The sequence below is a fragment of the Streptomyces scopuliridis genome (genome assembly GCF_042790125.1).
Taxonomy (GTDB): Bacteria; Actinomycetota; Actinomycetes; order Streptomycetales; family Streptomycetaceae; genus Streptomyces; species Streptomyces scopuliridis_A.
The window spans coordinates 185,418-208,006 of the sequence record NZ_JBHTZS010000011.1; the positions used below are offsets into that span (position 1 = coordinate 185,418).

16 protein-coding genes are annotated in these 22,589 nt (G+C 69.7%); 5 read left to right on the forward strand and 11 right to left on the reverse strand.

Features of this window, described 5'->3' with window-relative positions; translation table 11 throughout:
* Nucleotides 1–13: 13 nt before the first annotated feature.
* The 4 genes from ACFRKB_RS19415 to ACFRKB_RS19430 all read right to left on the reverse strand — a co-directional run bounded on the left by ACFRKB_RS19415 (nucleotide 14) and on the right by ACFRKB_RS19430 (nucleotide 7,686).
* Nucleotides 14–1,054 (reverse strand): glutathione S-transferase family protein, encoded by a 1,041-nt coding sequence (locus ACFRKB_RS19415; protein ID WP_383107208.1) that lies wholly within the window; start codon nucleotides 1,052–1,054, stop codon nucleotides 14–16.
* Entirely contained in the window at nucleotides 1,051–2,565 is a 1,515-nt protein-coding gene (locus tag ACFRKB_RS19420) for an MFS transporter (RefSeq protein WP_383107209.1), read from the reverse strand. The genes ACFRKB_RS19415 and ACFRKB_RS19420 overlap by 4 nt, the downstream gene beginning before the upstream one ends.
* Before the next feature lie 160 nt (nucleotides 2,566–2,725).
* Nucleotides 2,726–4,282 carry a M4 family metallopeptidase gene (locus ACFRKB_RS19425; RefSeq protein ID WP_383107346.1) on the reverse strand — a complete coding sequence of 519 codons (1,557 nt, stop codon included), beginning with the start codon at nucleotides 4,280–4,282 and terminating at the stop codon, nucleotides 2,726–2,728.
* Between the two features lie 416 nt (nucleotides 4,283–4,698).
* Nucleotides 4,699–7,686, reverse strand: coding sequence for a glycoside hydrolase family 48 protein (locus ACFRKB_RS19430; RefSeq protein WP_383107210.1), 2,988 nt, complete (start codon nucleotides 7,684–7,686; stop codon nucleotides 4,699–4,701).
* Between the two features lie 260 nt (nucleotides 7,687–7,946).
* On the opposite strand from ACFRKB_RS19430, the gene ACFRKB_RS19435 reads away from it, so the two are divergent.
* The 5 genes from ACFRKB_RS19435 to ligA all read left to right on the forward strand — a co-directional run bounded on the left by ACFRKB_RS19435 (nucleotide 7,947) and on the right by ligA (nucleotide 15,131).
* Entirely contained in the window at nucleotides 7,947–9,464 is a 1,518-nt protein-coding gene (locus ACFRKB_RS19435) for a cellulase family glycosylhydrolase (protein ID WP_383107212.1), read from the forward strand.
* Entirely contained in the window at nucleotides 9,461–11,203 is a 1,743-nt protein-coding gene (locus ACFRKB_RS19440; RefSeq protein ID WP_383107214.1) for a glycoside hydrolase family 6 protein, read from the forward strand. Before ACFRKB_RS19435 ends, ACFRKB_RS19440 begins: the two co-directional genes overlap by 4 nt.
* A 163-nt stretch (nucleotides 11,204–11,366) precedes the next feature.
* Complete coding sequence (gene htpX, locus ACFRKB_RS19445) at nucleotides 11,367–12,272, forward strand: zinc metalloprotease HtpX (RefSeq protein ID WP_383107216.1); 906 nt, start codon at nucleotides 11,367–11,369, stop codon at nucleotides 12,270–12,272.
* 96 nt (nucleotides 12,273–12,368) lie between these two features.
* A complete protein-coding gene (pspAB, locus tag ACFRKB_RS19450; protein WP_383107218.1) occupies nucleotides 12,369–12,953 on the forward strand; it encodes a PspA-associated protein PspAB in 585 nt (194 codons plus the stop codon).
* A gap of 39 nt (nucleotides 12,954–12,992) precedes the next feature.
* Complete coding sequence (ligA, locus tag ACFRKB_RS19455; protein ID WP_383107219.1) at nucleotides 12,993–15,131, forward strand: NAD-dependent DNA ligase LigA; 2,139 nt, start codon at nucleotides 12,993–12,995, stop codon at nucleotides 15,129–15,131.
* A gap of 12 nt (nucleotides 15,132–15,143) precedes the next feature.
* Here ligA and ACFRKB_RS19460 read toward each other — a convergent pair whose 3' ends face one another.
* The 7 genes from ACFRKB_RS19460 to ACFRKB_RS19490 all read right to left on the reverse strand — a co-directional run bounded on the left by ACFRKB_RS19460 (nucleotide 15,144) and on the right by ACFRKB_RS19490 (nucleotide 22,480).
* Nucleotides 15,144–16,007, reverse strand: coding sequence for an SMP-30/gluconolactonase/LRE family protein (locus tag ACFRKB_RS19460; protein ID WP_383107221.1), 864 nt, complete (start codon nucleotides 16,005–16,007; stop codon nucleotides 15,144–15,146).
* Nucleotides 16,008–16,148: 141 nt separating this feature from the next.
* Nucleotides 16,149–17,021: a S1 family peptidase gene (locus tag ACFRKB_RS19465; RefSeq protein WP_383107222.1), complete on the reverse strand. Its 873-nt coding sequence runs from the start codon at nucleotides 17,019–17,021 to the stop codon at nucleotides 16,149–16,151.
* A 177-nt stretch (nucleotides 17,022–17,198) separates the two neighbouring features.
* Nucleotides 17,199–17,456 carry a hypothetical protein gene (locus ACFRKB_RS19470; RefSeq protein WP_383107224.1) on the reverse strand — a complete coding sequence of 86 codons (258 nt, stop codon included), beginning with the start codon at nucleotides 17,454–17,456 and terminating at the stop codon, nucleotides 17,199–17,201.
* A gap of 99 nt (nucleotides 17,457–17,555) precedes the next feature.
* Nucleotides 17,556–18,968, reverse strand: coding sequence for an aspartate ammonia-lyase (locus ACFRKB_RS19475; protein WP_383107226.1), 1,413 nt, complete (start codon nucleotides 18,966–18,968; stop codon nucleotides 17,556–17,558).
* A 94-nt stretch (nucleotides 18,969–19,062) separates the two neighbouring features.
* Nucleotides 19,063–20,226 (reverse strand): asparaginase, encoded by a 1,164-nt coding sequence (locus ACFRKB_RS19480; protein WP_383107228.1) that lies wholly within the window; start codon nucleotides 20,224–20,226, stop codon nucleotides 19,063–19,065.
* Nucleotides 20,223–21,746, reverse strand: coding sequence for an amino acid permease (locus tag ACFRKB_RS19485; protein ID WP_383107229.1), 1,524 nt, complete (start codon nucleotides 21,744–21,746; stop codon nucleotides 20,223–20,225). Before ACFRKB_RS19485 ends, ACFRKB_RS19480 begins: the two co-directional genes overlap by 4 nt.
* A complete protein-coding gene (locus ACFRKB_RS19490; protein ID WP_365970371.1) occupies nucleotides 21,743–22,480 on the reverse strand; it encodes a FadR/GntR family transcriptional regulator in 738 nt (245 codons plus the stop codon). Before ACFRKB_RS19490 ends, ACFRKB_RS19485 begins: the two co-directional genes overlap by 4 nt.
* Nucleotides 22,481–22,589: the final 109 nt, after the last annotated feature.

Below are 22,589 nucleotides of genomic sequence, written 5' to 3' on the forward strand. Positions count from 1 at the left end.
CGGAGCGGGGTCCTCAGGGGCGTCCCGCCGGCGGGACCTCCTCGTTCCCCGGTACGGGACCGGGCGGCGTCCCGTCCCCGAACGGCCGTCCGCCCAGCTCCTCCCGGTGGTGCGCCGTCAGCCAGCCGGACAGATCGGGCCCGAGGGGGACGATGCCGGTCGGGTTGATACCGGTGTGCACCCGGTAGTAGTGCCGCTTGATGTGGTCGAAGTCGACCGTGTCGCCGAACCCGGGGGTCTGGTACAGATCCCTGAGATAGGCCCACAGCACCGGCTCCTCGGCGAGTTTGGACCGGTTGCATTTGAAGTGTCCGTGATAGACAGCGTCGAACCGCACCAGCGTGGTGAACAGCCGGATGTCCGCCTCGGTGAGGGTGTCCCCCACCAGATAGCGCCGGTCCGCCAGCCGTCGCGACACCTGGTCGAGCCGGCGGAACAGCGCGCGGTAGGCGTCCTCGTAGGCGCTCTGCCCGTCCGCGAACCCGGCGCGGTACACGCCGTTGTTGATATCGCGGTAGATCCCGTCCATGACCTCGTCGATCTCGTCGCGCAGCGGCTCCGGATAGAGATCGGGGGCACCGGGCCGGTGCAGCGCCGTCCATTCGGTGGCGAAGTCCAGCGTGATCCGCTGGAAGTCGTTGGTCACCAGTTTCCCGCTCGGTACGTCCACGATCGCGGGCACACTGACCCCGCCGGGGTAGCCCGTCTCCCGCGCGTCGTACGCCTCGCTGAGGAAGCGGATGCCGAGTACGGGGTCCCGGTCGTCCGGGTCCAGGGTGAAGCGCCAGCTGCGGTCGTCCTGGATCGGGTCGGTGATCGCGAGCGAGATCGCGTCCTCCAGGCCGAGGAGCCGCCGGGAGACGAGGGCCCGGCTCGCCCAGGGGCAGGCCCGGCTGACCACCAGACGGTAGCGGCCGGCCTCGACGGGCCAGCCGTCCCTGCCGTCGGCCGTGATCCGGTCGGTGAAGTGGCTCCTCGACCGTTTGAAGGGCTTCTTCCCGTACTCCGCGTTGCTCTCTGTGCTCTCTGTGCTCTCCGCGGGGGTGCTGCTCATCGCTGGTCTCCTTCCGGCGGTCCGGACGCTGGGTGGGTGAAGGGCCCCTTCTGTCCCGTACCCCGCTTTCCCTCTCGGTGCGCCGTGACCACATCGGCGAGGGCGACCAGCAGCGCGGCGACCACGAACGCCACCGAGACGATCAGCCCGTGGTCGAACGCCGTCGCCCAGCCGTCCCGCCCCACCTGGGCGAAGAAGACCGATCCCACGGCGGCGATACCGATCGCGGATCCGACCCGCTGACCGGTCTGGAGCGTGCCGCCGGCGCTGCCCGCCATCGGGACCGGTACCTCGGAGAGGGTCAGGGTCTGGTTCGGTGTGATGACGAGCCCGCTGCCGAGGCCGGCCACCAGCAGCGGCGCCGCCATCGCCCAGCCCGCGCCGCGTCCCGGCACCAGATGTACGGCGAGCGCGGTGGCCGCGAGACCGACCGTCACCATGATCAGTCCGACCACGACCAGCGGTCTGCCGAAACGGTTGACCAGCCGTCCGCCGATGCCCGCCGCCGCCCCGGAGCCCACCGCGAAGGGGGTGATGGCCAGTCCGGCCTCCAGCGCGGAGTAGTGGAGTCCGCTCTGGAGATAGAGGGTGCTGATGAAGAAGATCGTGGTGAACCCGGCGAAGTACAGCAGGATCAGCAGACACCCCAGCGAGTAGGAGCGGACGCGGAAGAGCCGCAGGTCCAGTACCGGCTGGGTGCCGCCTGGCCGGCACCGGGACTCCCACTTCACGAAGCCGGCCAGCAGCACGGCGGCGACGATCAGCAGCAGCCACTTCTCCCAGCCGTGCCACTGCTGCGACTGGACGAAGGGCAGCAGCAGTGCCAGTACGCCGGTGCCCAGCAGCAGTACCCCGAAGGGGTCGAGATCGCGCGGCCGGACGGGAGCCGCCGACGGGGTGTCCGGCAGCAGCCGCCGGGCCAGCAGCAGACACATGATGCCCAGCGGCAGATTGACGTAGAAGACCCAGCGCCAGCCCTCCCGCGCACCCATCGCCTGGATGATCAGACCGCCCAGCAGGGGCCCCACGGCCGTGGAGATGCCGACCACCATCCCGAACATGCCGAAGGCCCGCCCCCGCTCACGGCCGGCGAACATCTGCTGGATCAGCGCCGAGATCTGCGGGGTGACGACGCCTCCGGCGAATCCCTGCACCAGCCGGGCGATCACCAGCCAGAGACTGGACTGAGCGGCTCCGCAGGCCGCGGAGGCCAGGGTGAAGAGGGCGAGCCCGATCATGAAGACCGGGCGCCGGCCGCGGGCGTCGCCGAGCCGCCCGGCGGGGATCAGGAAGAGCCCGAAGGCGAGCGCGTAGCCGGACAGCACCCACTGGAGGTCGGAGACGGGGGTGTGCAGCCCCTCGCGGATCGACGGCAGGGCCACATTGACGATGGAGACGTCCAGGAGCGTCATGAAGCCCGCCACCAGACATACGGTCAGTGCCTTCCAGCGCCGCGGGTCCGGCGCCGCGGCGGCGTCCCGTCCGCTCCCCCGCCCCGTGTCTCCGGCCATGAATCGCACCCTAGTTCGCGCGCCCCGATCCCTCATCCGGAGCGTGCCGACCGGTGGACGGATGCCGACAGCAGAGGGCGCGCGAACGGGGTACGGGCCCGCGCGTGGAGCGCGCGGGCCCGTACCCCGTCGGATCAAGCGCTGTGACCGACCGCGTGGATCACTTGACGTTGATGGCGGTCCAGGCGGCGCCGACCGCCTTGTACTCGGCGCTGGTCGTGCCGTACAGGGCGCCCGCCGCGCTCAGCGTCGCGGTGCGCGCCTTCGCGTAGTTGGTGGAGGACGTCATATACGTGGTGAGCGCCTTGTACCAGATCTGCGTGGCCTTGTCGCGGCCGATGCCGGTGACCGTCGAGCCGTCGTACGTGGGGCTGTTGTAGCTCACGCCGTTGATCGTCTTCGCGCCGCTGCCCTCGGACAGCAGGTAGAAGAAGTGGTTGGCCGGGCCCGAGGAGTAGTGGACGTCGATGTTGCCCAGGGTGGACGACCAGTAGTCCTTCGACGCGCCGTCCTTGCTCGGCTTGTCCTGATAGCGCAGCGGCGTGCCGTCACCGTTGATGTTGATCTTCTCGCCGATGAGGTAGTCGCCCGGGTCGCTCGCGGTGTTGGAGTAGAACTCGACCGCGGTGGCGAAGATGTCGGAGGTCGCCTCGTTGAGACCGCCGGACTCACCGCTGTAGGTGAGGTTGGCGGTGGCGGCGGTGACGCCGTGGCTCATCTCGTGCGCGGCCACGTCGAGCGAGGTGAGCGGGTTGGCGTTGCCGGAGCCGTCGCCGTAGGTCATGCAGAAGCAGCTGTCGCTCCAGAACGCGTTCACATAGTTGTTGCCGTAGTGGACGCGGGAGTAGGAGCCCACCCCGTTGTTCTTGATGCCGTTGCGGCCCAGCACGTTCTTGAAGAAGTCCCAGGTCTCGGCCGCGCCGTAGTGGGCGTCGACGGCGGCGCTCTGCCTGCCGCCGCCCCAGATGTCGTCGGCGTCGGTGAAGAGGGTGCCGGTGCCCGAGGTGCCCTGGTTCAGGTCGTACGTCTTGTGGCTGCCGCGACCGCCGTCGGTGAGGTTGTACGTGGTGCCGCTCTTGGTGGTGCCGAGCGTCACCGAGCCGTTGTACTTGCCGGTACCGGTGCCGGCCTCGATGGCCTCGTCGGTGAAGAGCTGCTTGCCGGTGGCCGCGTCGGTGATGACGTGCAGCTCGCTCGGGGTGCCGTCGGGCTGGACGCCCTTGACGACGGTCTCCCAGGCCAGCACGGGCTTGCCGTCGGCGGCCCAGATCACCTTGCGGGGCGCGGTGTCCGCCGCGGCCTTGGCGGTCTTCTCCGCCGAAGCGGCCTTCAGCGCGCTCGACTTGGCGGTGGCCGCGGGCAGCTCGGCGGCGGTGGAGGGCACGGATATTCGGGCCGTGGTCGCCTTGGTCACGCTGCGCGCGCCGGCCGGGGCCCGGTGGACGACGAGGTCGCCACCGAGGACGGGCAGGCCCGCGAAGGTCCGCTCGTAACGGGTGTGGACAGTGCCGTCGGCGTCCTTGATGACGTCGCGGACGACCAGCTTCTCCTGGGCGCCGAGGCCGAGTGCGCCGGCCTCGCTCGCGGCGTCCGCCTGGGCGGACTTGATGGCGTCGACGCGCTGGGCCGGGCTGAGCTCCAGAGCCGTGGCGCCGCTCTCCCGAGTGGGGTCGGGCTGGGCGGCGGCCGGTCCCGACTGGACGCCGACGACCACCATGGCGGCGGAGGCTACCAGGGCCGCGACACGGACGACGTTCTTGCGGGGGGTGTGGGTGCGGGGCGTGGAAGCTACGAGTCTCACTCAGTCTCCAAGAGTGCCGGGCCGTCGGTAACGGCCCTGTGTGGGGAAGCGGCGGCCATGGATGGACCGCCGCCCGGTGGTGCTGAGCTGTGCGAGTGCCACGAACAGGCTCACCGCGTGATCTACGCGCGCTGAGCCGTCCAGAGAGTGACATCGATCGGACTCGTAAGGACAGATCAGATACCAGGATTTGACCTTGTGTTGTCAATTCACTGAGGAATAAAGACATCAATTGGTCGCATTGATACGGCAATTGACAGCGGGAGGGCCCCGCACCCGTGCCGGCCGGGACCCTCCGTGAGCAATCGGTCATACGCTCAGAAAAGCCTCCGCTATTCGAAGAGATCGGCGTACGAGCCGAGGGCCAGCGCGATATCGGCCTGCGCCCAGAAGCGGTGGTACGTGAAGCTCGGCGCGGCCCCGCCGTTCAGATACGCCTCGACCTTGGACCAGGCCGGGTCGCTCTCGTAGAAGGACCGGATCGACGCGAAGGTGGAACTCCCGTTGATCGCGTCCCCGTTGGGCATGGTGCCGGTCCAGCCGTTCGGCACGTAGACCGGGTCGTCGAAGCGGCTGTAGTCGGCGCGGGTCTCCGGGACCGCGATCCCGAGCGCGTCCCGGTGGTGGTCCCACATCCCGTCGAGGAGCGCCTTCGCGGTGGTCCTGGCCGCCGCGTTGCCCGACTTCGCCGCGTAGTAGGAGAGGGTCTTGGCGTACGCGGCGGCCACCCCGACGTCATTGGTGTAGTCGGCGACGGTCACATGCAGACCGGTGTTGGCGCCGGGCGTGGTGGCGTTCCAGGTGTCGGGCTTGCCGGACCACTGGAGGGTCGACGGGATCCGGTACGTACCGTCGGGGTTGATGGTCGTCTTGGACAGGGCCCAGGAGACCCACTTGTCCAGGACGGTCTTGGCGGCGCTGTCGCCGGTCCGGTGGTAGTACTCCGCGACCCGCTCCATGGACCACGCCTGGAAGCCGAACCACTGGTTGGACGGCGGGTCGTGGTAGACGGGCGCCTCGTCGTAGTACATGCCGTAGAACGTCGGGGTGCCGGCCGGGGGCTGCGCGTACCGGCCCTGCCAGCTGTTGGTGGCACCGCCCGCGATGGCGCCCTCCGAGGACTGGAGCCAGCGGTAGAACTCCAGCTGACGCTTGAGGCTGGTGCTCCAGTCCTGCTGTCCGGTGGCGGACTTCGGCTTGAGATCGGCGTACGAGCTGAGCGCCCACGCCGCCATCGGGTTCTGGTAGCCGCCGTGCGCGTGGCTGGAGCCGATGCGCCAGGCCCAGCCGGCCGAGGTGTCGGTGGCGCCGCCCCAGGCGTAGTACCAGGAGAGCAGATAGTGCGAGCTGTTCTTTCCGCTGCCCGCCGGACAGGCCGTCTCACCCACGCAGTCGCCGGCCTTCTTGAAGTACTTGTCGTACATCGCGTAGCGGAGGTAGTCCCCCATCTTGGCCGCCTTGGCGACATTGGCCGCGACTTCGCCGCCCTTGCCCTGCTCCTTGGCCCATTCCGAGGCCCAGTAGGCGGCCTGGACGGCGCGGGCGTCGGCGTCCGGCGCGTTGGTGAACTTCCACTGCTTCGCGTAGGCGGCGTCCCCGGTGAACAGATCGAGATAGCCGTTCCTGCCGCCGTACTTGAAGGCGTCGCAGGTCGGCTGGGTCACCGTCTCCCAGACGGATTCCTGGGGTCCGCGCTGGAAGGTGTTGATGTACGAGGGCCCCTGGTCGGCCGGTCCCGCCTCGCACTTCCCGGGCGAGTTGCCGAAGCCGTAGACATTGTCGACGTCCTGGATCCAGTGCATGCCATAGATATCATCGGTGCCGTAGGCGCTCTTCAGCTCGCCCGCGAGGGGGTCATTGCCGACCGGGACATTGCCGTTGAGCTGTGCGGGGTACTGCGAGGGGAGATCCCACTCGGGAGCGTAGGTGGCCGGTTTCGACGCGTTGTAGAAGCTGTTCGTGGGCTGGTCGGCATGGGTGGGGATCATGTACTTCTCCATCGTCGCCCACGCGCCGTTGAACTTGCTCCAGTCGCCGGTGACCTTGCCGTACATGGCCTGGAGCCAGATCAGATAGCTGTACGCCTCCGAGGTCGTCTCATGGCCCTGGTCGGGTGCCTCGACGATCAGGGTCTCCACCGAGTGGTACGGGATGCCCTCGGGCGAGAAGTAGCCGGCGGCCGGGTCGGTGATCTTGCCGTACAGATCGAGGAACCGGGCGTCATAGGTGCCGGCCGCGGCCAGCTGGGTGACGGTCACCTCGGCCTTGGCCTGGCCGGGCGCGGTCGCGGTGAAGGTCGCGGCGCCGGTGCCGGTGGCCGCTGCGGAGACGGTCACCTGCTGGGCGGTGCTCCAGTTGGCACCGGTGAAGGTGAGGGTGGAGCCGGAGGTGACGGTGAGGCCGGTATTGCCCGCGGTACGGGCCACGGTGACCGTCACATCGGCGGCGGGACGGGCGGAGAGCTTCACCCCGAAGGTGCCGGTCCTGCCCTGCTGTACGCCGAGCTGGGCGGGGCTCGCGACCAGCGACGGGCCCGCGGCGACCCGTACCCCGACCGGGGTGGACTCGGCCGCCGCGCCCTGGCCGTCGTACGCCTTCGCGTAGAGCGAGAGATCGCCCGCGGGGACGTTCGTGTAGTCGAAGGTGTACGGGGAGGTGGTGTCCGTGCCGAGCAGCTGGGTGTCGCTGTAGAACTCGACCTTCGAGATCCCGGCGCCGTCGGCGGCGACAGCGGTGGCGGCCATCGGGATGGTGCCGCCCGCGGTGAACACCGCGCCGGGCGCCGGGCTGGTCAGTACGGCGAGGGGCGGCTGATGCGCGCCCGCACAGCTCACGCCGTTGACGGCGAAGACGGTGGGCGCGGCGTTGGCGCCGCTGTAGTCGAAGTTGGCACCGGCGGTCGCCGCCGCTCCGGGCGCGATGTTCGCGTTGTGCGCGGCGTTCTTGACGGTGACGGTCCTGCCGGTCTGGCTCCAGGTGCCGTTCCAGCCGCTGGTGAGCTTCTGGTTGCCGGCGTAGTCGTAGCTGAGCGTCCAGCCGTCGATGGGGTCCGTACCGCGATTGGTGATCGTGAGGTCGGCCGTGAAGCCGGAGCCCCAGTCATTGGTCTTGTAGTCGACGCCGCACTGGAGGGCCGCGGCGTGCGCGGGGGCGCTGTTGACCGCGGTCAGACCGAGCGGCAGGGAGAGTGCGGCGGCCAGCGCGGTGAGCAGGCGGCGGACTCCGCGCGGTCGGAGCGTACGTGGCCGGACGCCACGCGGGCGAGTGGATCTTCCGGGTGGCGGTGGTGCCCCTGGTGGTGAACCTCGCAAGCCGAGCATGGGGTGTCCTCCTCGCGGTCCGGTGCGGGTGGCGATGGGGGGTGCGAACCAGTGGGAGCGCTCCCAAGCGTTGAGCGGGACCGTGAACCTGTCAAGAGTCAGAACACGACGCACGTCCGGGCGAGTTGCCGAGTAAAAGAATTCAACGAGGCTGTTGACTCATGCGACTTCGGCGCTACCGTCGGAAGCCAACCAGTGGGAGCGCTTCCATCAGTCATACGCCGTGTCAGGCGGCGTATCGGCCATCGAGGAGTCGCTCCATGCGAGCACCACCGCGCCTCACCGCACTGCTGGCCGCCGCGGCCCTGGCCGTGGCGGGCACCGCACTCGCACCGCAGCTGACCGCGTCGGGAACCGCGGCCGGCTGCACCGTCGCCTACAGCACCACCAACCAGTGGGACAGTGGCTTCCAGGGCGCTGTCACGTTCACCAACAACGGGTCACCGGTCGAGAACTGGACACTCTCCTTCGACTTCCCCGGGGATCAGAAGGTGACCCAGGGCTGGAACGGGAAGTGGTCGCAGTCCGGGAAGACCGTGACCGCCGTCAACGAGAGCTGGAACGGGAGGATCGCCACCGGCGGCTCGCTCAGCGCCGGGTTCATCGCCTCCTGGTCCGGGTCCAACCCGGCGCCCACCGCGTTCAGGCTCAACGGCGTGGCGTGCGACGGCGGTCCGGGCGGGGGCGATCCCTCCGACCCGCCGACGGATCCCCCGACGGATCCGCCCACCGACCCGCCGACCGATCCGCCGGGACCGGGCGGCGCGCCACCGAAGCTGCGCGCCTCGGGCAACAAACTGGTCGACGAGAGCGGCGCGACCCGCCGCATGCTCGGGGTCAACCGCTCCGGCGGCGAGTTCGCGTGCATCCAGGGCTACGGCATCTTCGACGGTCCGGTGGACGACGCGTCGGTGCGGGCCATCGCGGACTGGAAGGTCAACACCGTACGGATACCGCTCAACGAGGAGTGCTGGCTCGGCCTCTCGCATGTGAAGCCGGAGTACGCCGGCGCGAACTACATCGCCGCGGTCGAGCAGTTCGTGACCAGGCTGGAGGCGCACGGCATCACGCCGGTCGTCGAACTGCACTGGACCCACGGCAGGTACACGGGCAACGACAACCACTGCCCGGACACCGAGTACGCGACCTGTCAGAAGCCGATGCCCAACGCGCGGTACACACCGGCCTTCTGGACCTCGGTCGCGCAGACCTTCAAGGACGACCCGGCGGTGGTCTTCGACCTCTTCAACGAGCCGTTCCCGGACCGGGCCACCGGCAATCTCGACGCGGCCTGGACCTGCTGGCGCGACGGCGGCAGCTGTCCGGGGATCGATTTCGAGGTGGCCGGAATGCAGTCGCTGGTGAACGCGGTACGGGCCACCGGCGCCCAGAACCTGGTGCTGATTCCCGGCATCGCCTACTCCAACGACATGCGGCAGTGGCTGAAGTACCGGCCCACCGACCCGGCGGGCAATCTGGCCGCCGCCTGGCACACGTACAACTTCAACGTCTGCGCGAGCGAGAGCTGCTGGAACGAACAGCTGGCGCCGGTGGCCGCCCAAGTGCCGTTCGTGGCGGGCGAGATCGGCGAGAACACCTGCTCACACGGCTATATCGACCGGGTCATGGCCTGGCTCGACAGCCGTGGCGCCTCGTATCTCGGCTGGACCTGGAACACCTGGGACTGCTCCTCGGGGCCCGCTCTGATCAGCGACTACAACGGCACACCCACCAACTTCGGCGTAGGACTCCGTGACCACCTGAAGGGACTCTCATGAGCCGCACCCCCACCCCTCCGCGACGTGCACGAGGCGCGGCGCTCGCCGCGTTCGCGCTGGTCGCCGCCGCGGCGGGCACCGCGACCGCGCTGGACGCGCCCACCGGCGCCGCCGCGGCCGGCTGCACCGTCGACTACCGGATCCAGACCGCCTGGAACGGCGGCTTCACCGCCGATGTCAGCGTGACCAACACCGGCGACGCGATCAGCTCCTGGAAGCTGGAGTGGAGCTTCGCCGGCGACCAGAAGGTGACGCAGGGCTGGAACTCCACGATCACCCAGAGCGGTAAGGCCGTCTCGGCCGCCAATGTGTCGTACAACGGCGCGCTGGCGACCGGCGCCTCGGCGTCCTTCGGCTTCAACGCCTCGGTCACCGGGTCCAACGCGGTGCCGGCCGCCTTCAAGCTCAACGGTGTCACCTGTAACTCCCCGGGTGGCGGCGGTCCCACGGATCCGCCGACCGACCCGCCCACCGATCCGCCCGCCGGCTCCAAGGTCGACAACCCGTACGCCAACGCCGGGGTGTACGTGAACCCGGAGTGGGCCGCGAAGGCCGCCGCCGAGCCCGGCGGCAGCAAGGTCTCCAGCCAGCCGACCGGTGTGTGGCTGGACCGGATCGCGGCCATCGAGGGCGTCGGCACGGGCATGGGGCTGCGCGACCACCTCGACGAGGCGCTGCGGCAGGCCGCGGGCAAGCCGTTCGTCGTCCAGCTCGTGATCTACAACCTGCCGGGCCGTGACTGCGCCGCGCTCGCCTCCAACGGAGAACTGGGCCCGACGGAGATCGGCCGCTATCAGAGCGAGTACATCGATCCGATCGCCGCCATACTCGCCGACAGCAAGTACGCCGGACTGCGGATCGTGACGACCGTCGAGATCGACTCGCTGCCCAACCTGGTCACCAATGTCACGCCCCGCCCGACCGTCACACCGCAGTGCGATGTGATGAAGGCGAACGGCAACTACATCAAGGGTGTCGGTTACGCGCTCAACCATCTCGGCACCATCCCCAACGTCTACAACTATGTCGACGCGGGCCACCACGGCTGGATCGGCTGGGACGACAACTTCAACGCCTCGGCACAGATCTTCAAGCAGGCCGCGACCGCCGAGGGCAGCACGGTCGACAAGGTGCACGGCTTCATCGTCAACACCGCCAATTACGGCGCGCTCAAGGAGAACAACTTCACCATCAACGACAACGTGGCCGGCAAGTCGGTCCGCGAGTCGAAGTGGGTGGACTGGAACCGCTACGTAGACGAGCAGTCGTTCGCCCAGGCGTTCCGGCAGGAGCTGGTGAACGTCGGCTTCCCGTCGGGCATCGGCATGCTGATCGACACCTCCCGCAATGGCTGGGGCGGCTCGGCCAGGCCCTCCGGTCCCGGTCCGCAGACCAGTGTGGACACCTATGTGGACGGCGGGCGCTACGACCGCCGGATCCACCTGGGGAACTGGTGCAACCAGTCCGGCGCCGGACTGGGCGAGCGGCCGAAGGCGGCGCCCGCCGCCGGGATCGACGCGTACGTGTGGATGAAGCCCCCGGGCGAGTCCGACGGCGCGAGCAAGGAGATCCCGAACGACCAGGGCAAGGGCTTCGACCGGATGTGCGACCCGACGTACACCGGCAACCCCCGGAACAACAACCACATGTCCGGTGCGCTGCCGAACGCGCCACTGTCGGGTGACTGGTTCTCCGCGCAGTTCCAGGAGCTGCTGAAGAACGCGAACCCGGCGCTGTAGCCGCTGTCACCGCTCCCGCCGCAGGAGCCGGCGGCGGGAGCCGGGCGTGGGACCGGCGGGAACCCTACGGGGAGCCGGTCCCACGCTTTCCATATATTCCACTTATTCCGTTTCGCCGGGAAAGGAGGAAAATGACAGAAGACAGAACTAATGGAGGCGAGCGATGACACAGTCCCGCTACACCCAGGACCACGGTCTGACCACCCGCATGGTGACCACCATGTTCCTGATCGGCCTGCTGTACGTGGTCCTGGTCGGTGTGCTGCTGGCCGTGCTGGGGAAGTTCTGGCCGGTCATCCTGATCCTTGTCGGAGGGCTGTTCATCGCGCAGTTCTGGTTCAGCGACAAGATCGCGGCCTTCGGGATGGGCGCGCGCGAGGTCACCCCCGAGCAGGCTCCCGAGCTGCACGGCGCCGTCGACCGGATCTGCGCGCTGGCCGATATGCCCAAGCCCAAGGTGGCGATCGCGCGGAGTGACATACCGAACGCCTTCGCGACCGGCCGGAGCGAACGCAGCGCGCTGGTCTGTGCCACGACCGGCCTGCTCCGCAGACTGGAGCCGGAGGAGCTGGAGGGCGTCCTCGCCCATGAGATGTCGCATGTCGCGCACCGCGATGTGGCCGTGATGACCATCGCCTCGTTCCTGGGTGTGCTCGCGGGTCTGATCACCCGGATGGCGCTCTACAGCGGGCTGTCCAGGAGCGCCAGGAACGCCGGCCCCGCCGGGATCGCGATCATGCTGATTCCGCTGGTCAGCGCGGTGGTGTACGTGATCGGCTTCCTGCTGACCCGGCTGCTCTCGCGGTACCGCGAGCTCTCCGCCGACCGTACGGCCGCGCTGCTCACCGGCCGGCCGTCGGCGCTCGCCTCGGCACTGACCAAGGTGAGCGGCCAGATGGCGCGGATCCCGACGGAGGACCTGCGGAAGGCGGAGCCGTACAACGCCTTCTACTTCGTGCCCGCGTTCGCCTCCAGGGAGAGCCTGGGGCGGCTGTTCGCCTCGCACCCGACGCTGGAACAGCGGCTGGACCAGCTCGCCCGTATCTCCGCGGAACTCGCCCGCCCGTAAGCACGTGGCCCTGTGACCGCGTGCTCCCGTCCCGTGATCGCGTGATGCTGTGATCGCGTGATGCTGCCCGATTCGTCACTGTGAGGAGCTGGTCCTGTGGGCCTTCTCGACGTCATCCTCGGCCGGAGCAAACCGGTCCGCCCCGATCTCGACCAGCTCTTCGCCCTCCCGTCCGCCGCGCTCACCCTCCAGGCCGGGGCCGGATACACCCCCACCGGCCTCGGCTCGGTCTGTTTCGCGGGCGTCGAGGGCGGCGGCTTCGCCCGGATCAGGCAGGACGTACAGGAACTGCTCGACGCGGACACCGGTCAGGACAGCCGCCCGGTGGAGTTCAGCCAGGACTCGTACGGCTACACCTGGCTGCTCGCGCGACGGGCACCGGACGACACGGCCTCCCTGGTCAACGATCTGCACGCGGTCAACACACTGCTGGAGGACGGCGGCTTCGGCCCGCAGCTGCTCTGCTCGCTGCTCAGTTTCCGGGACACCGAACAGCGTCCGCTCGCCCTCGTCTATCTCTACAAGCGCGGCAGCTTCTACCCCTTCGCGCCCCTGCCCGGCACCGCCGAGAAGCGCGACAATCAGCGGGAACTCCAGGTCAGAGCGGTGCTCGGGGACGATCTGCGGATCGAGCCGGATCTCGCGCGCTGGTTCCCGGTCTGGGGTGCGCCGGGGCTCTGAGCGGACCCGTTGTCAGTGGTGGGCGGCAGGATGAAGGACATGACGACGACTTCTGCCCCAGTCCTCGACGCCGCCGCGTACGCGCAGGCGGTCGACCACGCCGCCAAGGCCGCCGCCGCGTACTACGCGAGCGGCGAGAGCGCCCTGGACGACGACGCGTACGACCGGCTGGTGCGCGGAATCGCGGCGTACGAGCAGGCGCATCCCGATGAGGTGCTGCCGCACTCGCCGACCGGGAAGGTCGCGGGCGGCGCGGCGGTCGGGGATGTGCCGCACACGGTACCGATGCTGTCGCTGGACAATGTCTTCTCGCCCGAGCAGTTCACGGCGTGGGCCGCCTCGCTGGAGCGGCGGATCGGCCGGCCGGTGGACGCCTGGAGCGTGGAGCCGAAGCTCGACGGGCTGGCGGTGGCCGCGCGGTACGAGAACGGCGAGCTGGCCCGGCTGATCACGCGCGGCGACGGCACCGCGGGCGAGGATGTCTCGCATGCCATCGGGACGGTCACGGGCCTGCCGGGACGGCTCTCCGAGCCGGTCACGCTGGAGGTGCGCGGCGAGGTCCTGATGACGAGCGAGCAGTTCGAGCGGGCGAACACAGTCCGTACGGCGCACGGCGCGACGCCCTTCGCCAACCCGCGCAGCGGTGCGGCCGGGACCCTCCGGGCCAAGGACCGTCCGTACCAGGTGGAGACGGCGTTCTTCTGCTACGGCGCGCTGCCGCTGCCCGCGACCCCCGGGCCGCTGAGCGAGGACCTCCAGCGGTGGCGGCACAGCGAGGTGCTGGCGTACGTGGCCGGGCTGGGCGTCACGACCGCGGCCGGTACGGCGGTGCCGCCCCGCGCGGTGGCGACGGTGGACGAGGTGCGGACGGGGGTGGCGGAGATCGCCGCGCTGCGGGCCGAGCTTCCGTTCGGGATCGACGGCATCGTCGTCAAGGCCGACCTGGCGGAGGACCAGCGCGAGGCGGGCTCGGGATCCCGGGCCCCGCGCTGGGCGATCGCGTACAAGCTGGCGGCGGTCGAGAAGATCACGCGGCTGCTGGACGTGGAGTGGAACGTCGGCCGTACGGGGATCGTCGCGCCCCGGGCCGTGCTGGAGCCGGTGGAGATCGACGGCTCCACCGTCACGTACGCCACGCTGCACAATCCGGCGGACATCACCCGCCGCGATCTGCGCATCGGTGACCGGGTGATGGTCTACAAGGCGGGGGACATCATTCCGCGTATCGAGGCGCCCGTCGCCCATCTGCGGACCGGCGAGGAGCGGCCGATCGTCTTTCCCGGGAGCTGCCCGCAGTGCGGATCGGAGATCGACACCGGGGAACAGCGCTGGCGGTGTGTCCGGGGCCGCGACTGCCATGTGGTGGCGTCCCTCTCGTACGCGGTCGGGCGCGACCAGCTCGATATCGAGGGTCTGGGTGCCACGCGCGTCGTCCAGCTCGTCGACGCCGGTCTGGTGCGGGACTTCGCCGATCTGTTCTCGCTGCGGCGCGAGCAGCTGCTCGCCCTGGAGCGGATGGGCGAGACGAGCACCGACAATCTGCTCGCGGCCATCGAGGGAGCGAAGCGGCAGCCGCTGGCCAGGGTGCTGGCCGCGCTCGGGGTCCGGGGCACCGGCCGCTCCATGTCCCGTAGGATCGCCCGGCACTTCGCCACCATGGACCGCCTCAGATCGGCCGGCGCCGAGGAGATCCAGCGGGTCGACGGCATCGGTACGGAGAAGGCTCCGGTGATCGTCGCGGAACTCACCGAGCTGGCCCCGCTGATCGACAAGCTCATCGCCGCGGGCGTCAATATGACCGAACCGGGCGCCACCGAGCCGCCCTTGGCGTCGTCGGAGGAGAGCGGCGCCGGGCCCGAGCGGTCCGGTACGGAGAAGACAGGCACGGAGCGGACCGGCATCGATGCCGCTTCCGGCGGCGGGCCGCTGGACTCGATGACCGTCGTGGTGACCGGCGCCATGACCGGGCCGCTGGCGAAGCTCTCCCGCAACGAGATGAACGAACTGATAGAGCGGGCCGGCGGCACGTCCTCCTCCAGCGTCTCCAAGCGCACCACGCTCCTGGTCGCCGGTGAGAAGGCCGGCTCCAAGCGGACCAAGGCCGAGGCGCTGGGGATACGTATCGCCTCGCCCGAGGAGTTCGCGGTGCTCGTGGCCGGTCTGCTCGAAGACGCCTGACGGGCCCGGTCGCTATCCGGCGTACGGCAGCGGGGCGAGTCCGGCGATTCCCGGGTCGACGGTGAACACGGCGCCCGCCGCCGGGTCGTCGCCGTCCGCGAGGTCCTGGCGCGAGGTGGTGATGAAGAGCCGGCGACAGCCGTCGCCGCCGAACGAACAGGCGCTGACCTGGCGGGCGTTGACCTCGACCACCTCGTCCAGGGTGCCGTCGGCGGCATAGCGGCGGACGGCGGAGCCGCCCCACAGAGCGACCCACACTCCCCCTTCGGCGTCAATGGTGAGGCCGTCGGGGGAGCCGTCGGCCGGGTCGATGGTGACCCAGGGCTCGGGGGCGGAGAAGTGGCCGGTCGACGGGTCGGTGGTGATCCTGGCGATGGTCTGCGTGGGGGTGTCGACGTAGTAGGCGAAGTCACCGGCCGGAGCCCACGCCAGGCCGTTGGAGATGGTGACCCCGGTGTGGACGACCGAAGTGGCGCCGTCGGGGGTGAGGCGGTGGACGGAACCGGCACCGGGGCGGGTGTCGTACGCCATGGAACCGCAGTAGAAGTTGCCGGCGGGGTCGCAGGCCCCGTCGTTCATCCGGACCGTGGGGTCGGTCCACAGCTCCTTGCCGGGCGTGACCACCCCGTCCTCGGCCACCAGGACGAAGCCCCGCTCGACGGCGGCGACCACACCGCCGGAGCGCCGGGGCCGCCAGGCCGCCGCGACCTCGCCGAGATGCCACCGCTCGTACGCGCCGCCGCCGTCGGCCTCGGTGTCGAAGGTGAGGAGGTCACCGGCCAGCAGGTCGACGATCCTCAGCCGCCCGGCGCCGGGGTCCCAGCCGGGGCCCTCGCCGTGATGGGTGACGACCCCGGTCCACTGCTCGGCACGCATGGCGGCCCCTCTCGTCTCGGCCTTCCGACACCTTCGATCGCTGTCACCACGCATGCTAGGCGGGGCGGTGCGGTTCGGACTGTCGGTGGCGCCGCCGGGCGACCGGCGGCGCCACCGCCGCGTGTACGCGGTCCCCGCTCCTTACGGCTTGGGCAGGGTGCAGCCCGTACGGGTCAGATCGATCTTGCTGGCGGTGCCGACGCACGCCACGATCCCGTAGGTCTCCTGGGCGTAGTTGATGCCCTGGCGTACGGTCACCGTGCCGTTCTCGTCCACCTCGCACGGATTGTTGACCGTGCACCGCCCGCCGCTCTCATTGCCGGTGTTGTTGACGGCGACGACCTTGCCGGTGGTGTTGTCGATGACGGGCGAGCCGGAGGTGCCGCCGATCGTGTTGCACGCGGAGGTATAGCGGACCGAGTCCTTCCAGGTCCAGCTCCCTTCCTTCAACTGGTAGGCGAATCCGTCGATGTTGCAGCTGTAGATCCGCTTCCAGTAGCCGGAGACGACCTTGATCGCGGTGCCCTGGACCGGGCGGGTGGCGTTGAGTTCCAGGGCCGATATCCCGTACGCGCTCTGTATCTGCGCGTAGGTGCTGGTGAGTTGGTACAGCGAGACATCGGTGTCGGTCATCGTGGCGTACGCGATCTTGCTGGCGCGCAGGGTCGCGACCCCGGTGCCCGCGGAGTTCAGCAGGCTGAAGGTGCGGGTGGACGCCCTGTCCACGATGACCTGGCCGGCGGCGGGCATACCGGTCTCCAGGCAGTGCCCGTTGGACAGTACGAGAGCGGGGTCGCTCGGTTGCGAGGAGGGTGTACGGACAACGGAGCCGGAACAGTTGCTGAGCGCGACCGTTCCGGCGAAGTCGACTGCCTGGACCTTGGCTTGGGCGGTGGCCGCGGTCCCGGCGGTCTTCGTGGGCGCTCCCGCGTCATGGCTTGTGGCCATGGCGGGTGCCGCTCCCGCTCCGAGGAGCAGAACGGCGAGCAGCGCGCCGAGGAGAGGCTTTCTCATGTGGGGTCCTCTCTGTGACCGAAGTTCCTTCGGTTTTGTCATGGGCATTGTTGACGCATGTGTGGCAGCGGGCAACCATGCCTCGGCCGGATCCCCTCTCACGGACCCCTGGGATTCCGGCCCCTGACATGACGGTGGGGGCGGTGCCGGTCGGCACCGCCCCCACCGTCATTCCCCTCAGTTGATCAGATCGTTCCCGGCCTTCACCGCGTCGGCCCCGGCCTTCACCGCGCCCTTCACGGCACCCACCTTCTTGTCGACCTTGTCCCCGAGGACACCGTCCACAACGGGCTCGGCCTTGGTGCCGAGCGCAGCGGCGGTCTGTGCCGTGCTGCTGAGGGTGTTGCCGAATTCGACCGCCTGGGCGGCGGGGGCGACGGCGGCGAGCAGCGCGGAGCCTGCCGCGGCGGCGGTGAGAAATCGATACGCGTTCATGATCGGTGTAACGCGTGGAGGCGGCGGAGGACACGCGCTCCTCCACCGGCGGAGGGACACCGCGGGCGGGCGGCCGTCCTCGCCCGGAGCGGTTCCGTATCAGGCCGCGCCCGTGCCCGTACCCGCGATCACCTCCGGGCGCAGCAGCGCCATGAGCCGGTCGGCCGGGAGCAGCCCGCGTTCCAGGACCAGTTCGGCGACACCGCGCCCGGAGGCGAGGGCCTCCTTGGCGATCTCGGTCGCGGCGAGGTAGCCGATGTGCGGGTTGAGCGCGGTGACGAGCCCGATGGAGTTCTCCACGCTCGCGCGCAGGGTCTCCGTATTGGCGGTGATCCCGGATACGCAGCGCTCGGCGAGCGTGACACAGGCCGCCCGCAGATGGGTGATGCTCTCCGAGAGGGAGTGTAGGATGATCGGTTCGAAGGCGTTGAGCTGGAGCTGCCCCGCCTCCGCCGCCATGGTGATGGTGACGTCGTTGCCGATCACCTCGAAGGCGACCTGGTTGACGACTTCCGGGATCACCGGGTTGACCTTGCCCGGCATGATGCTGGAACCCGCCTGCACCGGCGGCAGATTGATCTCCGCGAAGCCCGCGCGCGGCCCCGAGGAGAGCAGCCGCAGATCGTTGCAGCTCTTGGAGAGCTTGACCGCGATGCGCTTGAGCACACCGGAGAGATGGACGAAGGCGCCGCAGTCCTGGGTGGCCTCGACGAGATTGGCCGCGGTGACCAGGGGCAGTCCGGTGATGGCGGCGAGATGGCGGCGGGCGGCCTCCGCGTACCCCGCCGGGGCGTTGAGGCCGGTGCCGATGGCGGTCGCGCCGAGGTTGATCTCGTGGACGAGGCAGACGGCCTCGGCCAGCCGGCACTCGTCCTCCTCCAGCATCACCGCGTACGCGGAGAACTCCTGGCCCAGGGTCATCGGCACCGCGTCCTGGAGCTGGGTCCTGCCCATCTTGAGGATCCCGCGGAACTCCTCGGCCTTGGCCGCGAACGCCTCGCGCAGGATCGTCATCGCGTCGAGCAGTTCCCGTACGGCGATGATCGTGGCGACATTGACGGCGGTCGGGTAGACGTCGTTCGTCGACTGGCCGAGGTTGACGTCCTCGTTCGGATGCAGCTCGTGGTAGTCGCCCTTGGTGTGGCCGAGGATCTCCAGCGCCCGGTTGGCGATGACCTCGTTGGCGTTCATATTGGTCGACGTACCGGCGCCGCCCTGGATCACGTCCACGACGAACTGGTCGTGCAGCAGGCCCTCTTCCCTGATCTCCCGGCAGGCGGCGGAGATGGCGTCGGCCTTCGCGGCGGTGAGCAGCCCGAGGTCCTGGTTGGCGCGTGCCGCGGCCTCCTTGACGGCGGCGAGCGCGTTGATCAGATGGGGGTAGGCGGCGATCGGCGTACCGGTGATGGGGAAGTTCTCCGAGGCGCGCAGGGTGTGGACTCCCCAGTACGCGTCGGCGGGTATGTCGCGGTCGCCCAGCAGATCGTGCTCGCGGCGGTGGCCTGCGGTCATGTCACGGGTCCTTCGTGAGAGCTGAGGGTGGGTGTCCCGTGGCGACGGAACGGCGGAAGGCGGGACAGCGGAACGGCGAAGCGGTGGAACGGAGTTACGCGACGGACGAGGCGCCCGAGGTGCCCTGCGCGGACGAAGCAGACGAAGCGGCCGGGACCGAACCGGCCGAAGGCGCGAAGAAGGGGGCCAGCGCGCCTGCCGCACGCAGGGTTCCGACCTCCTGTCCGCCCCCGATGACCGGCGTACGGTCGAACGCGGCGAGGATCCGCGGGTCGATCCCGCACCTCGCGAGGGCCGCCGCGGTCACCGGCATCCTGGCGCGGTCGGCGCCGTCGGCTATCTTCACGCCGACCGCCCGCCCGTCCGGCAGCGCCGCGATCTGTACGCCCTCGAACCCGTCCTTGGCGAGCAGCCCCGGGACCGCGCGCATCAGCCGGGCCACATCACGGCCACTGCCGGAGACCATTTCCGGGTGTTCCCGCATGGCGTGCGCGACCCGGCCCTCGTCGGTACCGGGCGCGGCCGTCGCGATCCTGGCCACGGCCCGGGTGAGACCGTGCAGGGACACGGCGAAGAGCGGCGCGCCGCAGCCGTCGACCGTCACGCGTGCGATGCCCTGCCCGGTCAGCTCCTCGACGGCCGAGGCGATCTCCCACTGGAGCGGATGCCCGGGGTCGAGGTAGTTCTCCAGCGACCAGCCCCTGGCCCTGGCCGTCATCAGCATGGCGGCGTGCTTGCCCGAGCAGTTCTGGGCGAGCCGGCTCGGGCCGCGGCCGGCGCGGATCCACTCGTCCCGCACCGCCGAGCCGTACGGCATATCGGGTGTATTGCGCAAATCACCCTCGGTCAATCCGGCGGCGTCCAGGATGCGGCGGGCCGTGGCCAGATGGCGTTCCTCACCGGAGTGGCTGGCCGCGGCCAGGGCCAGCGACTCGCTGTCGAGCGGCGGCAGTCCGGCCCGCAGCAGCCCCACGGCCTGGACGGGCTTGAGCGCCGAGCGCGGGTAGAACGCGGCCTCGATGTCGCCCGCCCTGAACTCCACACTGCCGTCCGCCGCGAGGACGACGACCGAGCCGTGGTGGACGCCCTCGATGACGCCTCCCCGTACGACATGCGCGACCGGGACATGGGCCGGTTCGCGGATGGCGGGGGGCTCTCCCTGAGTGGGGCGTCCGGGGCCCGTGGGGCGTCCGGGGCCCGTGGGGCGTGGCGGGGTGCCGCCTGCCGGGGTGGTGTGTGCTGGGGTGGTGTGGCTCATGTTCTGCTCTCGTTGTCGTTCTTGGTGCCGGTGGCGTTACCGGCGCCGGCCACGGCGTCCCGTACGGTCCCGACCCGGCCCCGTACCAGGAACCAGCCCCCGACCAGCGCCGCCCCGATCGCGGGCAGGGACAGGACGGTCGTACGTCCCGCGCCGCCGTCCGCGTACATCAGGACCAGCACCGACGCGAGGAAGGCCAGCGTCACGATCTCGGTCCACGGCGAGCCGGGGAGCCGGTAGCCGGGGCGTACGAGCTGCCCGGCCTGGGTCTTCCGCCAGAACAGCAGATGACAGATCATGATCATGGCCCAGGTGCTGAGGATGCCGAGCGCGGCGAAGTTCAGCACGATCTCGAACGCCTTGCTCGGTACGAGGTAGTTGAGGCCGACGCCCAGCACACAGATCGAGGAGGTGAGCAGGATGCCGCCGTACGGCACCTGGCTGCGGCTCATCACCCCGGTGAACTTCGGCGCGGACCCCGACATCGCCATGGAGCGCAGGATGCGACCGGTGGAGTAGAGCCCGGAGTTGAGGCTCGACATCGCGGCGGTGAGGACGACGAGGTTCATCACCCCGCCGGCCGCCGGCACACCGATATTGGACAGCACGGTCACGAAGGGGCTCTCGTGGGCGGAGTACGCGTCCCAGGGCAGCAGCATCGTCAGCAGCACGACGGAACCGACGTAGAAGAGGGCCACGCGCCACATGATGGAGTTGATCGCCTTCGGCATGATCTCCGCCGGGTTCGCGGTCTCGCCCGCCGTGACACCGACGAGTTCGACGGAGGCGTACGCGAAGACCACGCCCTGGATGACCAGCAGCATGGGGAGCATCCCGGCCGGGAAGAGGCCGCCGTTGTCCGTGATCAGCGAGGGTCCCGGGGTGTGGCCGTCGACGGGCTGCTGGGTGACCAGCAGGAAGATGCCGATCAGCATGAAGAGGACCAGCGCACCGACCTTGATGATCGCGAACCAGAACTCCAGTTCGCCGAAGATCTTCACGGAGATGAGGTTCACGGTCAGCACGACAGCGAGCGCGATCAGGGCGATCACCCACTGCGGGACATCGGTGAACATGCCCCAGTAGTGGGTGTAGGTCGCCACCGCCGTGATGTCGGCGATCCCGGTGGTCGCCCAGTTCAGGAAGTACATCCAGCCCGCGACGAACGCCCCCTTCTCGCCCATGAATTCACGGGCGTACGAGACGAACGCCCCGGAGGACGGCCGGTGCAGGACCAGCTCTCCGAGGGCGCGCACCACGAGGAAGGCGAAGACTCCGCAGAGGGCGTAGGCCACGGCCAGCGAGGGCCCGGCGTCGGCGAGCCTGCCGCCCGCACCGAGGAACAGCCCGGTGCCGATGGCCCCGCCGATGGCGATCATATTGATATGCCGGGACTTCAGGGACTTGCTGTATCCGGCGTCCCCGGCGTCGACATGCGCGCCGTCCGGTCCCTGTTCCCGCCCTGGTTCCTGCCCTGATGGTGCTGACGTTTGCGGCTTCTGGAGAGACTGTTCACTCACGCCGGGTCTTCGCCTTCTGTGGGGGGATCCGCGCGCCGCGGCGAGCGCACGATGGTGGTCAGCGTCGACTCGACGCGGGCCAGATGGTGGGTCATGGCTTCCACGGCGTCGTGCTCGGAACGGTCGACGAGCGCGTCCACGATCGCCTGGTGTTCCTGGTTCGACTGCTCGCGCCGGCCGCCGAGATCGTTGAGGAACGCCGACTGGCGGGCCAGCGCGTCCCGGATCTCTTCGATGACGCGGCGGAAGACCGGGTTCTGGGCGGCCCGCGCGACCGCGAGATGGAAGAGGGTGTCCATGGCCACCCACGCGGTGGTGTCGGTCTCCCGTTCCATCCGCGCCAGCAGATGCGCGAGATGATCGAGGTCCTCGGGGGTACGGCGGAGCGCCGCGTACCCGGCCACCGGAATCTCCACATGGCGGCGCACCTCCAGGAGGTCGCTCGCGGAGTAGTCACCGAAGGTCGGGTCCTCGACCGGGCCCTGGGAGACGACGAAGGTGCCCTTGCCGGTGCGCGAGACCGTGAGCCCCATGGTCTGGAGCGCGCGCAGCGCCTCCCGGAGCACGGGTCTGCTCACTTCCAGGCGGCGGCAGAGCTCCGCCTCGGAGGGGAGCTTCTCCCCCACGGCGTACTCACCGCGCTCAATGGCGCCGCGCAGATGACCGAGCACCGCTTCCAGGGCGCTGATCCGCTTGGGCGCCTCACCAGCTGTCTGGCTGTCTGACAGGTTCACCCGCGCATCCTGAACCCCCCGGGAGACCGCTGTCAAGAAGGGGGCGAGCAGCGCCGGGCCTTCCGCCCCGGCGCTGCCGGCGGTACGGGTCCTTCGACGGGGCGGCTGG

What these genes read in the sequence shown, in the direction of transcription:
- ACFRKB_RS19415 (WP_383107208.1), bottom strand. Translation starts at nt 1,054, where the DNA reads ATGAGCAGCACCCCCGCGGAGAGCACAGAGAGCACAGAGAGCAACGCG.
- ACFRKB_RS19420 (WP_383107209.1), bottom strand. Translation starts at nt 2,565, where the DNA reads ATGGCCGGAGACACGGGGCGGGGGAGCGGACGGGACGCCGCCGCGGCG.
- ACFRKB_RS19425 (WP_383107346.1), bottom strand. Translation starts at nt 4,282, where the DNA reads ATGGTGGTCGTCGGCGTCCAGTCGGGACCGGCCGCCGCCCAGCCCGAC.
- ACFRKB_RS19430 (WP_383107210.1), bottom strand. Translation starts at nt 7,686, where the DNA reads ATGCTCGGCTTGCGAGGTTCACCACCAGGGGCACCACCGCCACCCGGA.
- ACFRKB_RS19435 (WP_383107212.1), top strand. Translation starts at nt 7,947, where the DNA reads ATGCGAGCACCACCGCGCCTCACCGCACTGCTGGCCGCCGCGGCCCTG.
- ACFRKB_RS19440 (WP_383107214.1), top strand. Translation starts at nt 9,461, where the DNA reads ATGAGCCGCACCCCCACCCCTCCGCGACGTGCACGAGGCGCGGCGCTC.
- htpX (WP_383107216.1), top strand. Translation starts at nt 11,367, where the DNA reads ATGACACAGTCCCGCTACACCCAGGACCACGGTCTGACCACCCGCATG.
- ligA (WP_383107219.1), top strand. Translation starts at nt 12,993, where the DNA reads ATGACGACGACTTCTGCCCCAGTCCTCGACGCCGCCGCGTACGCGCAG.
- ACFRKB_RS19460 (WP_383107221.1), bottom strand. Translation starts at nt 16,007, where the DNA reads ATGCGTGCCGAGCAGTGGACCGGGGTCGTCACCCATCACGGCGAGGGC.
- ACFRKB_RS19465 (WP_383107222.1), bottom strand. Translation starts at nt 17,021, where the DNA reads ATGAGAAAGCCTCTCCTCGGCGCGCTGCTCGCCGTTCTGCTCCTCGGA.
- ACFRKB_RS19470 (WP_383107224.1), bottom strand. Translation starts at nt 17,456, where the DNA reads ATGAACGCGTATCGATTTCTCACCGCCGCCGCGGCAGGCTCCGCGCTG.
- ACFRKB_RS19475 (WP_383107226.1), bottom strand. Translation starts at nt 18,968, where the DNA reads ATGACCGCAGGCCACCGCCGCGAGCACGATCTGCTGGGCGACCGCGAC.
- ACFRKB_RS19480 (WP_383107228.1), bottom strand. Translation starts at nt 20,226, where the DNA reads ATGAGCCACACCACCCCAGCACACACCACCCCGGCAGGCGGCACCCCG.